Annotated in this window: 17 protein-coding genes; 15 read left to right on the forward strand and 2 right to left on the reverse strand. The window is 71.5% G+C overall.

Features of this window, described 5'->3' with window-relative positions:
- Nucleotides 1-26: 26 nt before the first annotated feature.
- From ABID81_RS13385 to ABID81_RS13405, 5 genes are all read left to right on the forward strand, one after another.
- Entirely contained in the window at nucleotides 27-1,097 is a 1,071-nt protein-coding gene (locus tag ABID81_RS13385; RefSeq protein ID WP_354595285.1) for a histidinol-phosphate transaminase, read from the forward strand.
- 30 nt (nucleotides 1,098-1,127) lie between these two features.
- Nucleotides 1,128-2,288, forward strand: coding sequence for a thiamine pyrophosphate-dependent dehydrogenase E1 component subunit alpha (locus tag ABID81_RS13390; protein ID WP_354595286.1), 1,161 nt, complete (start codon nucleotides 1,128-1,130; stop codon nucleotides 2,286-2,288).
- The gene (locus ABID81_RS13395; RefSeq protein ID WP_354595287.1) at nucleotides 2,285-3,313 is read left to right on the forward strand and encodes an alpha-ketoacid dehydrogenase subunit beta; all 1,029 of its coding nucleotides are present in this window, start codon (nucleotides 2,285-2,287) and stop codon (nucleotides 3,311-3,313) included. The genes ABID81_RS13390 and ABID81_RS13395 overlap by 4 nt, the downstream gene beginning before the upstream one ends.
- A gap of 10 nt (nucleotides 3,314-3,323) precedes the next feature.
- On the forward strand, nucleotides 3,324-4,841 hold the full coding sequence (locus tag ABID81_RS13400; RefSeq protein ID WP_354595288.1) for a dihydrolipoamide acetyltransferase family protein: 1,518 nt from the start codon (nucleotides 3,324-3,326) through the stop codon (nucleotides 4,839-4,841).
- Between the two features lie 150 nt (nucleotides 4,842-4,991).
- Nucleotides 4,992-5,723 carry a GntR family transcriptional regulator gene (locus ABID81_RS13405; protein ID WP_354595289.1) on the forward strand — a complete coding sequence of 244 codons (732 nt, stop codon included), beginning with the start codon at nucleotides 4,992-4,994 and terminating at the stop codon, nucleotides 5,721-5,723.
- A gap of 245 nt (nucleotides 5,724-5,968) precedes the next feature.
- On the opposite strand, the gene ABID81_RS13410 is transcribed toward ABID81_RS13405, so the two are convergent.
- Nucleotides 5,969-6,481, reverse strand: a complete 513-nt coding sequence (locus ABID81_RS13410) for a PTS sugar transporter subunit IIA (protein WP_354595290.1) — start codon at nucleotides 6,479-6,481, stop codon at nucleotides 5,969-5,971.
- Nucleotides 6,478-6,711: a PTS sugar transporter subunit IIB gene (locus ABID81_RS13415; protein ID WP_054145886.1), complete on the reverse strand. Its 234-nt coding sequence runs from the start codon at nucleotides 6,709-6,711 to the stop codon at nucleotides 6,478-6,480. The genes ABID81_RS13410 and ABID81_RS13415 overlap by 4 nt, the downstream gene beginning before the upstream one ends.
- A 218-nt stretch (nucleotides 6,712-6,929) precedes the next feature.
- Here ABID81_RS13415 and ABID81_RS13420 point away from each other — a divergent pair, with 218 nt between their 5' ends.
- From ABID81_RS13420 to ABID81_RS13465, 10 genes are all read left to right on the forward strand, one after another.
- Nucleotides 6,930-8,189 carry a PTS transporter subunit EIIC gene (locus ABID81_RS13420; RefSeq protein ID WP_354595291.1) on the forward strand — a complete coding sequence of 420 codons (1,260 nt, stop codon included), beginning with the start codon at nucleotides 6,930-6,932 and terminating at the stop codon, nucleotides 8,187-8,189.
- A gap of 153 nt (nucleotides 8,190-8,342) precedes the next feature.
- Nucleotides 8,343-9,335, forward strand: a complete 993-nt coding sequence (locus tag ABID81_RS13425; RefSeq protein ID WP_354595292.1) for a metal ABC transporter solute-binding protein, Zn/Mn family — start codon at nucleotides 8,343-8,345, stop codon at nucleotides 9,333-9,335.
- Nucleotides 9,332-10,213 (forward strand): metal ABC transporter ATP-binding protein, encoded by an 882-nt coding sequence (locus ABID81_RS13430; RefSeq protein WP_502915227.1) that lies wholly within the window; start codon nucleotides 9,332-9,334, stop codon nucleotides 10,211-10,213. Before ABID81_RS13425 ends, ABID81_RS13430 begins: the two co-directional genes overlap by 4 nt.
- Nucleotides 10,210-11,100 (forward strand): metal ABC transporter permease, encoded by an 891-nt coding sequence (locus tag ABID81_RS13435; protein WP_354595293.1) that lies wholly within the window; start codon nucleotides 10,210-10,212, stop codon nucleotides 11,098-11,100. The genes ABID81_RS13430 and ABID81_RS13435 overlap by 4 nt, the downstream gene beginning before the upstream one ends.
- Before the next feature lie 113 nt (nucleotides 11,101-11,213).
- On the forward strand, nucleotides 11,214-11,627 hold the full coding sequence (locus ABID81_RS13440) for a Fur family transcriptional regulator (protein WP_354595294.1): 414 nt from the start codon (nucleotides 11,214-11,216) through the stop codon (nucleotides 11,625-11,627).
- Between the two features lie 74 nt (nucleotides 11,628-11,701).
- Nucleotides 11,702-12,301: an SgcJ/EcaC family oxidoreductase gene (locus ABID81_RS13445; RefSeq protein WP_354595295.1), complete on the forward strand. Its 600-nt coding sequence runs from the start codon at nucleotides 11,702-11,704 to the stop codon at nucleotides 12,299-12,301.
- A 183-nt stretch (nucleotides 12,302-12,484) separates the two neighbouring features.
- Entirely contained in the window at nucleotides 12,485-12,721 is a 237-nt protein-coding gene (gene rpmB / locus ABID81_RS13450) for a 50S ribosomal protein L28 (protein ID WP_043595945.1), read from the forward strand.
- Nucleotides 12,721-12,888, forward strand: coding sequence for a 50S ribosomal protein L33 (gene rpmG, locus ABID81_RS13455; RefSeq protein WP_043595944.1), 168 nt, complete (start codon nucleotides 12,721-12,723; stop codon nucleotides 12,886-12,888). The genes rpmB and rpmG overlap by 1 nt, the downstream gene beginning before the upstream one ends.
- A 2-nt stretch (nucleotides 12,889-12,890) precedes the next feature.
- The gene (gene rpsN, locus ABID81_RS13460; RefSeq protein ID WP_043595941.1) at nucleotides 12,891-13,196 is read left to right on the forward strand and encodes a 30S ribosomal protein S14; all 306 of its coding nucleotides are present in this window, start codon (nucleotides 12,891-12,893) and stop codon (nucleotides 13,194-13,196) included.
- Between the two features lie 105 nt (nucleotides 13,197-13,301).
- The gene (locus ABID81_RS13465; protein ID WP_043595940.1) at nucleotides 13,302-13,589 is read left to right on the forward strand and encodes an HU family DNA-binding protein; all 288 of its coding nucleotides are present in this window, start codon (nucleotides 13,302-13,304) and stop codon (nucleotides 13,587-13,589) included.
- Nucleotides 13,590-13,726 lie beyond the last annotated feature (137 nt).

Genomic DNA, 13,726 nt, shown 5'->3' on the forward strand with positions numbered 1-13,726 from the left:
CGGGCCCCGCCCCATAGGCTGGCCGCGTGACCACTCCCGTACGACTCCGCCCCGAGATCGCCGCCCTGCCGCCCTACCGGCAGGGCAAGCAGGCGTCGCCCGACGCCTTCAAGCTGTCGTCGAACGAGAACCCGTTCGACCCCCTGCCCTCGGTCGTCGAGGCCGTGCGCGGTGCCGTGTCGCTCAACCGGTACCCCGACGCCTCGGCGACCGCCCTGCGGACGGCCCTCGCGACGCGCTTCGGCGTCACCGTCGACGAGGTGCACGTGGGTGCGGGATCGGTCTCGCTGCTCGCCCAGTTCGTGCTCGCGGCCGCCACGGTGGGCGACGAGGTCGTCTACGCCTGGCGCTCGTTCGAGGCGTACCCGGGGCTCGTCACGGTGGCCGGCGCGACCAGCGTGCAGGTGCCCCTGCGGGCCGACGGCGGTCACGACCTCGAGGCCATGGCCGCCGCGGTGACCGACCGCACCCGCGTCGTCATCGTCTGCTCGCCCAACAACCCGACGGGCACGACGGTGTCGACGGCCGAGTTCGCGACGTTCATGGCCGCCGTCCCCGACGACGTGCTCGTCCTGCTCGACGAGGCCTACGCCGAGTTCGTCACCGACGGCACCGCCGTCGACGGCGAGACGCTCACCGAGCTGCACCCGAACCTCGTCCTGCTCCGCACCTTCTCGAAGGCCTACGGCCTGGCCGCACTGCGCGTCGGGTACGCGATCGGCGCCTCCTACCTGCTCGACGCCGCCCGGGCGACGGCCATCCCCCTCGCGGTCACCGAGCAGGGCGCGGCCGCCGCGCTGGCCTCCCTCGAGCACGCCGACGAACTGCTCGCCAGGGTCGACCGCATCGTGCTGCTGCGCGACCAGGTGCGCCGGGCGCTGCTCGACCAGGGCTGGTCGGTCCCCGAGGCGCAGGGCAACTTCGTCTGGCTCGCCACGGGCGAGCACACGGCGACCGCCGCCCAGGTGTTCGCCGACCACGGGGTCGTGGTCCGACCGTTCGCGGGCGAGGGCGTCCGCGTCACGATCGGCGAACCGTCGTCGGTCGACAAGCTGCTGCACGCCGCCCAGCAGGTCGTCGACCTCACATCCCGGTGACGGCATATGCCGCGGAATAGATTGGACGCCATGTCCCCCTCCGAAGCGAACGATGCGCCTGCGCCCGTCCAGCTGTTGTCGCCGTCGGGCGAGGTGGTCGAGTCCGCCGCGGCCGACGAGTTCCGCCCGTACGTCGACGCGCTCGGCGACGACGACCTCCGCGCCCTGCACCGCGACATGGTGCTGACCCGACGGTTCGACCGCGAGGCCGCGGCGCTCGCCCGCCAGGGCCAGCTCGCCCTCTGGGTGCCGAGCCACGGTCAAGAGGGTGCCCAGGTGGGCCTCGCGCACGCCACCCGCCCGCAGGACCACCTCTTCCCGTCGTACCGCGAGCACGCCGTGGCCCTGTCGCGCGGCATCGACCCGGTCGACATCCTGCGCCTGCTGCGCGGGCACACGCACGGCGGCTGGAACCCCGCCGAGCACCAGAACTTCCACGTGTACACGCTGGTCATCGGGTCGCAGACGCTGCACGCGACCGGCTTCGCGATGGGCCTCGCGCTCGACGGCAAGAGCGGCACGGGCGACCCGGAGGTCGACGAGGCCGTCGTCACGTTCTTCGGTGACGGCGCCACGAGCCAGGGCGACGTGAGCGAGGCCCTGGTCTTCGCCGCCAGCTTCCAGACGCCCGAGCTGTTCTTCCTGCAGAACAACCAGTGGGCCATCAGCGTGCCCGTGTCGCGGCAGTCGCGCACGCCGCTGGTCGCCCGGGCCGGTGGCTTCGGCATCCCCGGCACCCAGGTCGACGGCAACGACGTCCTGGCGAGCTACGCGGTCAGCCGACGCGACCTCGAGGCCGCGCGCGCGGGGGGCGGCCCCCGCTTCGTCGAGGCGCTGACCTACCGCGTCGGGGCCCATACGTCGTCCGACGACCCGACCAAGTACCGCACCGACGACGAGCTGCAGTCGTGGATCGCCCGCGACCCGATCACGCGGTTCGAGGCGTTCCTGCGTGGTCGTGGCGAGGGCGACGGGTTCTTCGCCGACCTCGAGGCCGAGGGCGACGACCTCGGGGCCGACGTGCGGCGACGCCTCGTCAGCCTGCCGAACCCCGACCCGGGCCTCATCTTCGACCACGTCTACTCCGAACCGCACCCGCTGATGGTCGAGCAGAAGCAGTGGCTGGCGACCTACGAGCAGAGCTTCGGCAGCGCGGGCGACACCGTGAAAACCGACGAGGAGGCATCATGACCGACACCGTCGAGACCGCGACGGGCGCCGGCGACCCGGCCCGCGCCTCCGTGCAGAGCATGCCGCTCGGCAAGGCGATCAACGCCGGCCTCCGCAAGGCGTTGGCCGACGACCCCCGCGTGCTGCTGATGGGCGAGGACATCGGGACGCTCGGCGGGGTCTTCCGCGTGACCGAGGGCCTGCAGGCCGAGTTCGGCGACAAGCGGGTCATCGACACCCCGCTGGCCGAGTCGGGCATCGTCGGCACGGCCATCGGGCTCGCCATGGGCGGGTTCCGCCCGGTCTGCGAGATCCAGTTCGACGGGTTCATCTACCCCGGCTTCGACCAGATCACCTCGCAGCTCGCGAAGCTGACGAACCGGCACGAGGGCGCCCTCACGATGCCCGTCGTGATCCGGGTGCCCTACGGCGGGCACATCGGCGCGGTCGAGCACCACCAAGAGAGCCCCGAGGCGTACTTCGCCCACACGGCCGGCCTGCGAGTCGTCAGCCCGAGCACGCCCCACGACGCGTACTGGATGATCCAGGAGGCCATCGCGTCGAACGACCCCGTGATGTTCTTCGAGCCCAAGAGCCGTTACTGGCCCAAGGGCGAGGTCGACCTGAGCGACCCGCAGGCCCCCCTGCACGCCAGTCGCGTCGTCCGCACGGGCACCGAGGTGACCCTGCTGGGGCACGGCGCGATGGTCAGCGTGCTGCTGCAGGCGGCCGAGATCGCGGCGGCCGAGGGAGTCTCGGCCGAGGTCGTCGACCTGCGGTCGCTCTCGCCCGTCGACTACGGGCCCATCCTCGAGTCGGTCCGCAAGACCGGCCGGCTCGTGGTGGCGCAAGAGGCCCCCGGGTTCGTCAGCGTCGGCAGCGAGATCGCCGCGACGGTCGCCGAGAAGGCGTTCTACTCGCTCGAGGCACCCGTGCTGCGGGTCAGCGGCTTCGACGCCCCCTTCCCTCCCGCCAAGCTCGAGACGCAGTACCTGCCCGACGCCGACCGCGTGCTCGAGGCGGTCGACCGGGCCCTGGCCTACTAGGAGTCACGACATGACCAGCGAATTCACCCTGCCCGACGTCGGCGAGGGCCTGACCGAGGCCGAGATCGTCGAGTGGAAGGTCGCCCCCGGCGACAGCGTCGAGATCAACCAGGTGCTCGTCGAGATCGAGACGGCGAAGTCGCTCGTCGAGCTGCCCTCGCCCTACGCGGGCGTCGTCGAGAGCATCCTCGTCGAGCCCGGCACCACGGTCGACGTCGGCACCCCGATCATCCGCGTCGGCGACTCGTCGGCCCCGGCCACGCCGTCGGGTCGGGCGGCCGAGTCCGAGTCGCTCGAGTCGGGCGGGCTCGCCCGCACGGCCCAGATCATCTCGCAGGGCGAGGAGGCCCTGTCGGCCCAGCGCGCGCGCCAGGTCGAACCGGTCGCCGCGGCGTCGACGACGGGCTCGACGGCGACGCCGGCCGCGGCCCCGGCCCGTTCGGCCGACGCGGTCAGCGCCGACGGCGACACCGGCTCGGTCGTCCACGCCCCCGAGGCCCCGGCCGAGTCGGGCTCGGGCGCCGTGCTCGTGGGCTACGGCGCCGCCGGCGGCCACGGTGCGACCCGCCGCCGCCGCCCCTCGCAGACCGAGGTCGACGCCCGTCAGCTGCGTGTCGCCGAGCAGGCCCGCCGCCGCCCCACCACGTCGGTGCCCGCCGCCCAGGCCCTGCCCATCATCGCCAAGCCGCCGATCCGCAAGCTCGCGAAAGACCTCGAGGTCGACCTGGCCGTCGTCCAGCCGACCGGGCTCGCCGGCGAGGTCACGCGCGACGACGTCATCCGTCACGCCCAGCAGGCCAGCGTGTTCCGCAACATCGAGACGCCCGAGTGGGGAGAGGAGCGCGTCGAGCGCATCCCGGTCAAGGGCGTCCGCAAGGCCATCGCGGCGGCCATGACGTCGTCGGCCTTCACCGCGCCGCACGTGAGCCTCTTCGTCGACGTCGACGCCACGCGCACGATGGAGTTCGTCAAGCGCCTCAAGGCGTCGCCGCAGTTCGCGGGCGTCAAGGTCTCGCCGCTGCTGATCATGGCCAAGGCCATCATCTGGGCCGTGCGCCGCAACCCGATGGTCAACTCGGCCTGGACCGACCGCGAGATCCTCGTGCGCCACTTCGTCAACCTCGGCATCGCCGCGGCCACCCCGCGTGGCCTGATCGTGCCGAACGTCAAAGAGGCCCAGTCGATGAGCCTGCTCGAGCTGGCCCAGGCCCTCGAACAGCTGACGTTGACCGCCCGCGACGGCAAGACCACTCCGGCCGACATGAAGGACGGCACGATCACCATCACGAACATCGGCGTCTTCGGCATGGACACCGGCACGCCCATCCTCAACCCGGGCGAGGTCGCGATCGTGGCGCTCGGCACGATCAAGCCCAAGGCCTGGGTGGTCGACGGGGAGGTGCGCTCGCGCATGGTGACGACGATCGGCGCGAGCTTCGACCACCGCGTGGTCGACGGCGACGTCGCCAGCCGGTTCGTGGCCGACGTGGCGAGCGTCCTCGAGGAGCCCGCGCTGCTGCTCGACTGACGCCGCGCCTCCTCGTCCGTTCCTGGGAAGTCCGAGGGGGTCGGGTGCACGCCGGCCTGCGACCGCCCGGCGTGCACTAACGTCGGAGGCAGAACGACCGGTCATGACCAGACGGGACCACCCTCGGGCACGACCGACGAGGGGCCCGCCATGACCGACCACATCGTCGACGGAGCCGTGCCGAAGCACGAGCAGCTCCGCTCCATCGTGCAGCGCCTCGCCGCCGAGGCGCAGCCCGGCTCGGCGATCGCGAGCGAGCGCCAGCTCATGCTCGAGTACGGCGTCAGCCGCATCACGGTGCGTGAGGCCGTGGGCCAGCTGGTCAACGAGGGCTGGTTGACGCGGGTGCGGGGCAAGGGCACGTTCGTGGCCCACCGGGTGGTGCAGTCGACGCTGCACCTCGCCTCGTTCACCGACGAGATGACCAAGCTCGGCCACGTGCCGAGCACCGTCGTGCTGGTCAAGGCCGAGACGACTCCCCCGCCCGAGACCGCGGCGGCGCTCGGGCTCGGGGTCGGCGCCACCGCGTTCCACGTCAAGCGCCTGCGCCTGGCCGACGGCGTCCCGGTCAGCATCGACGACGGCTGGTACCCCGCCGGACGGCTGCCGGGCCTGCTCGACCGCGACCTCAGCCGCTCGCTCTACCGCACGCTCGACGGCGACTACGAGACCCCCATCACCCGGGCGACCCAGACCGTGAGCGCCGAGGGCGCGGACGCCGACGTCGCCACCCTGCTCGGCACGAGCGAGGGCGCCCCGGTGCTGTTCTTCGACCGGGTCTCGTTCGCCGGCGACGTCCCGCTCGAGCACGCCAGGAGCTGGTACCGCTCGGACCGTTACCGCCTGCAGATGCAGGTCGCGTCGGGCGTCTCACCCGCCTGACGCCCGGCCCCGGACGCACGGCACCGCGTCTCGTGCAACGCACCGCGTCGAGATGCGGTGCGGTGCACGAAAGGCGGTGCGGTGCCGGGCCAGGTCCCGTCGGCCGGGCCAGGCCCTGGCCCCGGCCCCGGCCCAGGCCCCGGCCCCGGCTCAGCCCTGGGCTCGGTGCACCGCGGCACCGCGATCCGTGCACCGCACCGCGTCTAGAACGGGCGCGGTGCACGGAACGCGGTGTGGTGCTGGGTTCAGAGGTCGAACAGGGGCGCGCCGGACGCGACGGTCGTGCCGACGGCCTGCTGCGAGACGCTGTCGGGCGCGCTGTCGAGCACCACGACCGGGACGACCGCCGAGTAGCCGGCCGCGGCCACGACGGCCGGGTCGAAGCGGACGACCACGTCGCCCGCCGACACCGTCGCCCCCTCGGACACCGCGAGCTCGAAGCCCTCGCCCGCGAGCTTCACGGTGTCGATGCCGACGTGCACGAGCACGCCCGTGCCGGACGCGTCGACCACGACGAACGCGTGCGGGTGCACCTTGACGAGCTCGCCCGCGATCGGCGAGACGACGTCGACGAGCGCGCCCGCAGCGTCGGACGCCGGGCCGTCGGCCGCCGGGCCGTCGGCCGCGGCGTCACCGGCAGGAGGCGCGCTCGGCTCGATCGCGACGCCCGCGCCCACGAGCTGCTCGGCGAACACGGCGTCGGGCACCTCGGCGAGCGCCGTCACCCGACCGGCGACGGGCGCGACGACCGTGGTCACGGCAGCAGGTCGTTGATGTCTTCGGCCAGCGAGTCGGCGATCGTGCCGACGATCACCTGGACGCTGCCGCCCGCATGGACGACGGCGGTCGCGCCGGCGGCCTTCAGAGCGGCGTCGTCCACGAGCGAGATGTCACGGACGTCGGTGCGGAGGCGGGTGATGCAGCCCTCGATCTCCTCGATGTTGTCGGCGCCGCCGAGTCCGTCGATCATGGCCTGTGCTTTCGACATGAGCTGTTCTCCTCCGTTGGTCCGTCGCTCGCGGCGACGAGGGGTGTCGTCCTAGTTGACACCACCCGCCGGTCTGAGGAAACTACCACTCACTGGTCATGACCGGACAGGACCGCCGAGCCCCGGCGCTCGACGCGACCCGCGCCTCCTGCACCGCCCCACGGCACCACCCGACCCCGCCCCGCACCACGGCTGCTCACCGACGAGAGGACCACCTGATGACGACGACGACCGAGTCGGCCCCGACCAAGAAGAGGGGCTCGGCCGCGTTCGCGGTGCTGCAGCGCCTCGGTCGCAGCCTCATGCTGCCGATCGCCGTGCTGCCGGCCGCGGGCATCCTCTTGCGCCTCGGGCAGGCCGACCTGCTCGGCGCGATCCCGGGCTTCGAGACCGGCGCCTCGGTGATCGGCGCGGCCGGCAACGCGGTCTTCACCTGGCTGCCGCTGATCTTCGCGGTCGGCATCGCGATCGGCTGGGCCAAGAAGAGCGACGGCTCGACCGCCCTGGCGGCCGTCGTCGGCTACATGGTGATCGACGGGGTGTTCAAGGCGATGTCACCCGTGGTGCTCGCCGGCCGCGAGACCGCGACGGGCGACCCCGAGCTGATCAACTACGGCGTGCTCGGCGGCATCGTGATGGGCATCCTGTCGGCGATGATCTGGCAGCGCTTCTACCGGACGAAGCTGCCGGACTTCCTCGGGTTCTTCTCGGGGCGTCGCCTCGTGCCGATCCTCACGGCCGTCACGGGCCTCGTCGTCGGCGTCGTCATGTCGTTCATCTACCCGTTGTTCAACAACGCGCTCGTCTGGATCGGCACGGCCGTCGCGTCGAACGACGTCGTCGGCGGCGGCGTCTACGGCGTCGCCAACCGGCTGCTGATCCCCACGGGCCTGCACCACATCCTGAACTCGGTCGTCTGGTTCTTGGTCGGCGACTACACCGGTGCCGACGGCAAGCTCTACCGCGGCGACCTGACCCGGTTCTTCCAGGGCGACCCGAGCGCCGGCGTCTTCATGACCGGGTTCTTCCCGATCTTCATGTTCGCGCTGCCGGCCGCCGCCCTCGCGATCTGGCGCCACGCCCGCCCCGAGAAGAAGAAGCTGATCGGCGGCATCATGCTGTCGACCGCCCTGACGGCCTTCCTCACCGGCATCACCGAGCCGCTCGAGTTCTCGTTCATGTTCGTCGCCTGGCCGCTCTACCTCATCCACGCGGTCCTGACCGGCACGTCGATGATGCTGGTCAACGCGCTCGACATCCACACCGGGTTCACGTTCTCGGCGGGGTTGATCGACTACGTGCTCAACTTCAACATCTCGCAGAACTCGATCTGGTTGATCCCGATCGGGCTCGGCTACGCGGTCGTCTACTACGTCTTGTTCAGCTTCGTGATCAAGAAGTGGAACCTCAAGACTCCTGGTCGCGAGGACGACGACGCGGCCGGTGCCGAGTCGGTCGAGGCCGCCACGAAGGCCTGACCGACGCGAGACCCCAGGACGTGACCGAGACCCCCGTGCGCGCACGGGGGTCTCGGCCCGCCTGCGGGGTCTCGACGAGGCGAAGGGGCGCACCCGGCCGACCCGCGCCTCCTCGTTTTGACAATCATTATCAGTAGCAATAGCGTGACGGACATGAAGAAGCGATCGCTGCCGGCCCTGCTCGTCCTGCCCGCCACGGCGGCCCTCGTGCTGAGCGGCTGCTCGACGGGTGACGCCGGCGCGAGCGGCGGCGACGCCGACGGAGGCGCGATCGCCGTGGTCGCGTCGACGAACGTCTACGGCGACATCGCGACGACCGTCGGCGGCGACCTGGTCGACGTCACGAGCATCATCAGCGACCCCTCACAAGACCCGCACTCGTACGAGGCCGACGCCCGCACGCAGCTGGCCGTCTCGAAGGCCGACGTCATCGTCGAGAACGGCGGCGGCTACGACCCGTTCGTCGACACGATGGTCGACGCGAGCGGGACCGACGCCACCGTCATCAGCGCGGTCGACGTCTCGGGGCTCGACCCCGAGGCCGGGCACGACGACCACGACCACGCCGACGAGGCCTCCGACGCCGCGACGACCGACGACCATGACGACCACGACCACGCGGCCTTCAACGAGCACGTCTTCTACAGCCTGCCGAGCATGGCGGCGCTCGCCACGGCGATGGCCGACGAGTTCGGCCGGGTCGACACCGCGAACGCCGACACCTTCACCGCGAACGCCGAGGCCTTCGGCGCGAAGGTCGCCGACCTGGAGGCGCAGGCCGCGTCGATCGAGGCGGCCCACGACGGCGAGTCGGTCGCCTACACCGAGCCCGTGCCCGGCTACCTCTTCGACGCGATGGGCCTGGTCAACGTGACGCCCGACGCGTTCTCGGAGGCGATCGAGGAGGGCGACGACGTCTCGCCCGCCGTCCTCAACGAGACCCTGAAGCTCTTCTCCGACGGCCGGGTCGACCTGTTGGCCTACAACGAGCAGACCTCGAGCCCCGAGACCGAGCAGGTCGAGGCGGCGGCGACCGACGCGGGCGTGGCGATCGTGCCGGTCACCGAGCTGCTGCCCGAGGGGGAAGACTACGTGTCATGGCAACAGAGCAACATCGACGCGATCTCGGAGGCGCTCGGCAAGTGACCGACGCCGCCAGCGCGACCTCCGTCGCCGCCGCCACCCGCGCCTCCTCGGCCGGTGGCGGCGGCGACGCCGTGCTGCGCCTGCGCGACGCCGGCGTGACCTTCGGCCGCCGGACGCTGTGGTCGGGCCTCGACCTCGACGTGCGGCCGGGCGAGTTCGTCGCCGTGCTCGGGCCCAACGGCGCGGGCAAGACCACCATGCTGCGCACGATCCTCGGGCAGCAGCAGCTGACCGAGGGCAGCATCGAGTTCCTCGGGCGGCCGGTCGGCCGCGGCCACCGCCGCATCGGGTACGTGCCGCAGCAGCGATTGATGGAATCCGGCACGCCGTTGCGCGCCCGCGACATGATCGCCCTCGGCGTGACGGGCCACCGATGGGGCCTGCGACGCGAGTCCGCCGCCGAACGGGCCCGCATCGACGCCCTGGTCGACGAGGTCGGCGCCACGCCGTTCGCGACCGCGCCCGTCGCGAGCCTCAGCGGCGGCGAGCAGCAGCGCACGCGCGTCGGCCAGGCCCTCGCCGCCGAACCCGCCCTGCTGCTCTGCGACGAACCCCTCATCTCGCTCGACCTACGGCACCAACGGGAGGTGACGCGCCTCATCGACGAGCAGCGCCGCGCCCGGAACGCCGCGGTGGTGTTCGTCACCCACGACGTCAACCCCATCCTCGACGTCGTCGACCGGGTGCTCTACCTGGCCGGCGGCCGGTTCCGCATCGGCACGCCCGACGAGGTGCTGCGGGCCGACGTGCTCAGCGACCTCTACGGCACGCCGGTCGACGTGATCCGCACCATGGGCCGCGTCGTCATCGTCGGCAGCCACGACGGGCACGACCACCACGTCGACGAGCCGGCCGACGACGAAGGGCTCGTCCGATGACCGACCTGTGGTCGCAGCTGTTCAGCTTCCAGGACTTCGGCGAACTGCTCGTGCTCGTGCGCAACAGCGTCATCGCGGGGGCCGTGCTCGGGCTGGTCGGGGGCCTGATCGGCCCGTTCGTCATCACCCGCAACATGCCCTTCGCCGTGCACGGCATCAGCGAGCTCTCGTTCGCCGGGGCGGCCGCGGCCCTGCTGCTCGGCGTCAACGTCGTCAGCGGCTCGCTCGTCGGCAGCCTCGTCGCCGCCCTGCTGATCGGCTTGCTCGGCACCCGCGCGCGCGAACGCAACTCGATCATCGCCGTGCTCATGCCGTTCGGGCTGGGTCTCGGCATCCTCTTCCTGGCGCTCTACCGGGGGCGGTCGGCCAACAAGTTCGGGCTGCTGACGGGTCAGATCGTGTCGGTCGACAACCCGCAGCTGGGCTGGCTGATCGCCATCTCGGCGGTGGTGATCGTCACGCTCGTCGTCATCTGGCGCCCCTTGACCTTCGCGAGCGTCGACCCGGACGTCGCCGCCGCGGCGGGCGTGCCCGTCCGCACCCTCGGCATCGCGTTCATGCTCGTGCTCGGGCTCTCGGTCGCGGTGTCGGTGCAGATCATCGGCGCGCTGCTGGTGCTGTCGTTGCTCGTGACGCCCGCGGCCGCGGCCCTGCGGCTGACGGTGAACCCTCGACTCGTCCCGGTGCTGAGCGTGACGTTCGCCGTCGTGTCGGTCGTCGGCGGCATCCTGCTCGCCCTCGGCGGCGGCCTGCCGATCAGCCCGTACGTCACGACCATCTCGTTCGCGATCTGGCTCGTCTGCCGGCTCGTGAGCTGGCGGCGGACGGCCGCCGCCGCGGGGCCACGCAGGGGCCCGCGGGTACCCTTGGCCTCGACCGGGGCCTGACACGGGTCGACGCACAGAAGGTCGACGTACGTAGGGTCGACGAACGCAGGGTCGACGCACAGAGGGTCGAGGCACACTCCGGGGTCTGACGGACAGAGAGGCAGGACGACGTGGTGGTCCGACGCAACACGTGGCAACGCGAGGCCGTGCGAGAAGCACTGGGCACGAGCGAGGGGTTCGTCAGCGCCCAGGCGCTGCACGCCCACCTGCGCGACACCGGCATCGGCCTGGCCACCGTCTACCGTGCCCTGGCCGACCTCGCCGCCGACGGCTCGGCCGACTCGCTGCAGCAGGAGGGCGAGAGCCTGTACCGCGCCTGCACCCCGGGCACGCACCACCACCACCTCATCTGCCGCAACTGCGGCACCACCGTCGAGATCGAGGCCGACGAGGTCGAGACCTGGGCCCAGCACGTCGCCGCGACGCACGGGTTCACCGAGGCGCAGCACGTCGTCGACGTGTTCGGGCTCTGCCCCGCGTGCACGCTCGAGGCCCGCGCGGCCGCCGACGCCGCTGCAGCCGGCTGACCCGCGCCTCCTCGGCCCGCCGGGTCGATCCCGCCCCACCTAGCGGTAGCGCCGTTCGGGTAGGATCGCGCGACATGTCACACGCCACATCTCCGTCAAGCGTCCGAACGCCCTCGCGAACCAGCTCGAGAGGGCGTCGCCGCGGTGCCGCCGCGCTGACCGCGCTGCTCGCGAGCCTCGCCCTCGCCGGATGCTCGGCAACCGAGCCGGGGCCGTCGGCCACCACCGGCTCGACGACCGAGTCCGCGTCGAGCGGGCCCACGCCCGAGCAGCAGATGGCGGCCCAGGGCCTCATCGGCAGGTTCGTCACGGCCTTCGACGACGGCGACGCACGGGCGCTCGCCGAGACGTTCGCCGAGGACGCCGAGTTCGTCAACGTCTACGGCACACGTATGTCGGGTCGAGACGGCATCGAGGAGGGCCACGCCGCGGCGTTCGCCAGCCGCCTCGACGGGTCGGACCTCGTCGTCGACGCCGGCCACGTGGTCGACGTCGAAGGCACTTTGGTCATCCAGGTCGATTGGAGCCTGCAGCACTCCCCCTACGCCGTCGACGAGACCCTGCTCGTGCCCGAGGGGCGGGGCGTGCTGACGCTCTCGGCCACCTGCGACGTCGACGACGCGTGCCTGTTCACCTCAGGGGCGAACGTCCGCGTCGAGATGCCGCCGAGCTGACCGCGGGTTGCGGGGGCTCGGGCGTGTCGCGTAAGCTGTCTCTTTGGTTGGGCGCACTCTGCGCCCATGTGCACCGCCTCCCGGCAACACCGTGCGATCCGACGATCGTGCAGGGGGATCGGCGCGCCGACAAGTGACCTTGGGTGAGGGCTCCGGCCCTCACGGTACCTACGGAGGAAAACCATGGCAGCAACCTGCCAGGTGACCGGAGCCGTTCCCGGTTTCGGACACAACATCTCGCACTCGCACCGACGCACCAAGCGTCGTTTCGACCCGAACATCCAGAAGAAGACGTACTACGTGCCGTCGCTTCGTCGTAACGTGACGCTGCAGCTCAGCGCCAAGGGCATCAAGGTCATCGACGCCCGTGGCATCGAGTCGGTCGTCAAGGACCTGCTCGCTCGTGGGGAGAAGATCTAATGGCTCGTCAGCAGGACGTCCGTCCCATCATCAAGCTCCGCTCGACGGCGGGCACCGGTTTCACGTACGTGACCAAGAAGAACCGTCGCAACAACCCCGACCGTCTCGTGCTGAAGAAGTACGACCCGGTGATCCGCAAGCACGTCGAATTCCGCGAGGAGCGCTAACCATGGCCAAGAAGAGCATGATCGCCAAGAACAACCAGCGCGCCGAGATCGTGGCCCGCTACGCCGAGAAGCGTCTCGAGCTGAAGAAGGCCCTGATCGACCCGAACGGTTCGGACGAGAGCCGCGAGGCCGCTCGCCTCGGCCTGCAGAAGCTGCCGCGCAACGCGTCGCCGGTCCGCCTCCGCAACCGCGACTCGGTCGACGGCCGCCCCCGCGGTCACCTCAAGGCCTACGGCATCAGCCGCGTGCGTTTCCGCGACATGGCCCACCGTGGCGAGTTGCCGGGCATCACGAAGTCTTCCTGGTAGGTTTCAACCGGTTCCACAGGGCCCTCGGCTCTCTGGTCTCGACCGCACGGGCATGGTGAACGCCGTGTCTCGTCACACCGAACGAAGTCCGAGGAGGACATTTACATGGCTGACAAGTCACTGAACCGTACCGAGCTCGTCGCAGCTGTCGCATCCGAGTCCGGCCAGAGCCAGGCCGCCGTCAGCGGCGTCGTCGACGCGTTCTTCTCCGTCGTCTCGAAGTCGGTCGCGGACGGCACGAAGGTCACCATCCCCGGGTGGATCGCCTTCGAGAAGACGCACCGCGCCGCTCGCACCGGCCGCAACCCGCAGACGGGTGAGGCCCTCGAGATCGCCGCCAGCGACAGCGTCAAGGTCAGCGCCGGTAGCAAGCTCAAGGCTGCCGTCAAGTAGTCTTCGTTCTCACGAGCACCCGAGAAGGGGGGGGGGGGGGCCCCGGGGGGGCGGCCCCCCGCCCCCGCCCCCCCCCCCCCCCCCCCCCCCCCCCCCCCCCCCCCCCCCCCCCCCCCCCCCCCCACCCCCCCCCCCCC

The organism is Frigoribacterium sp. PvP054 (assembly GCF_040547465.1).
Classification (GTDB): domain Bacteria; phylum Actinomycetota; class Actinomycetes; order Actinomycetales; family Microbacteriaceae; genus Frigoribacterium.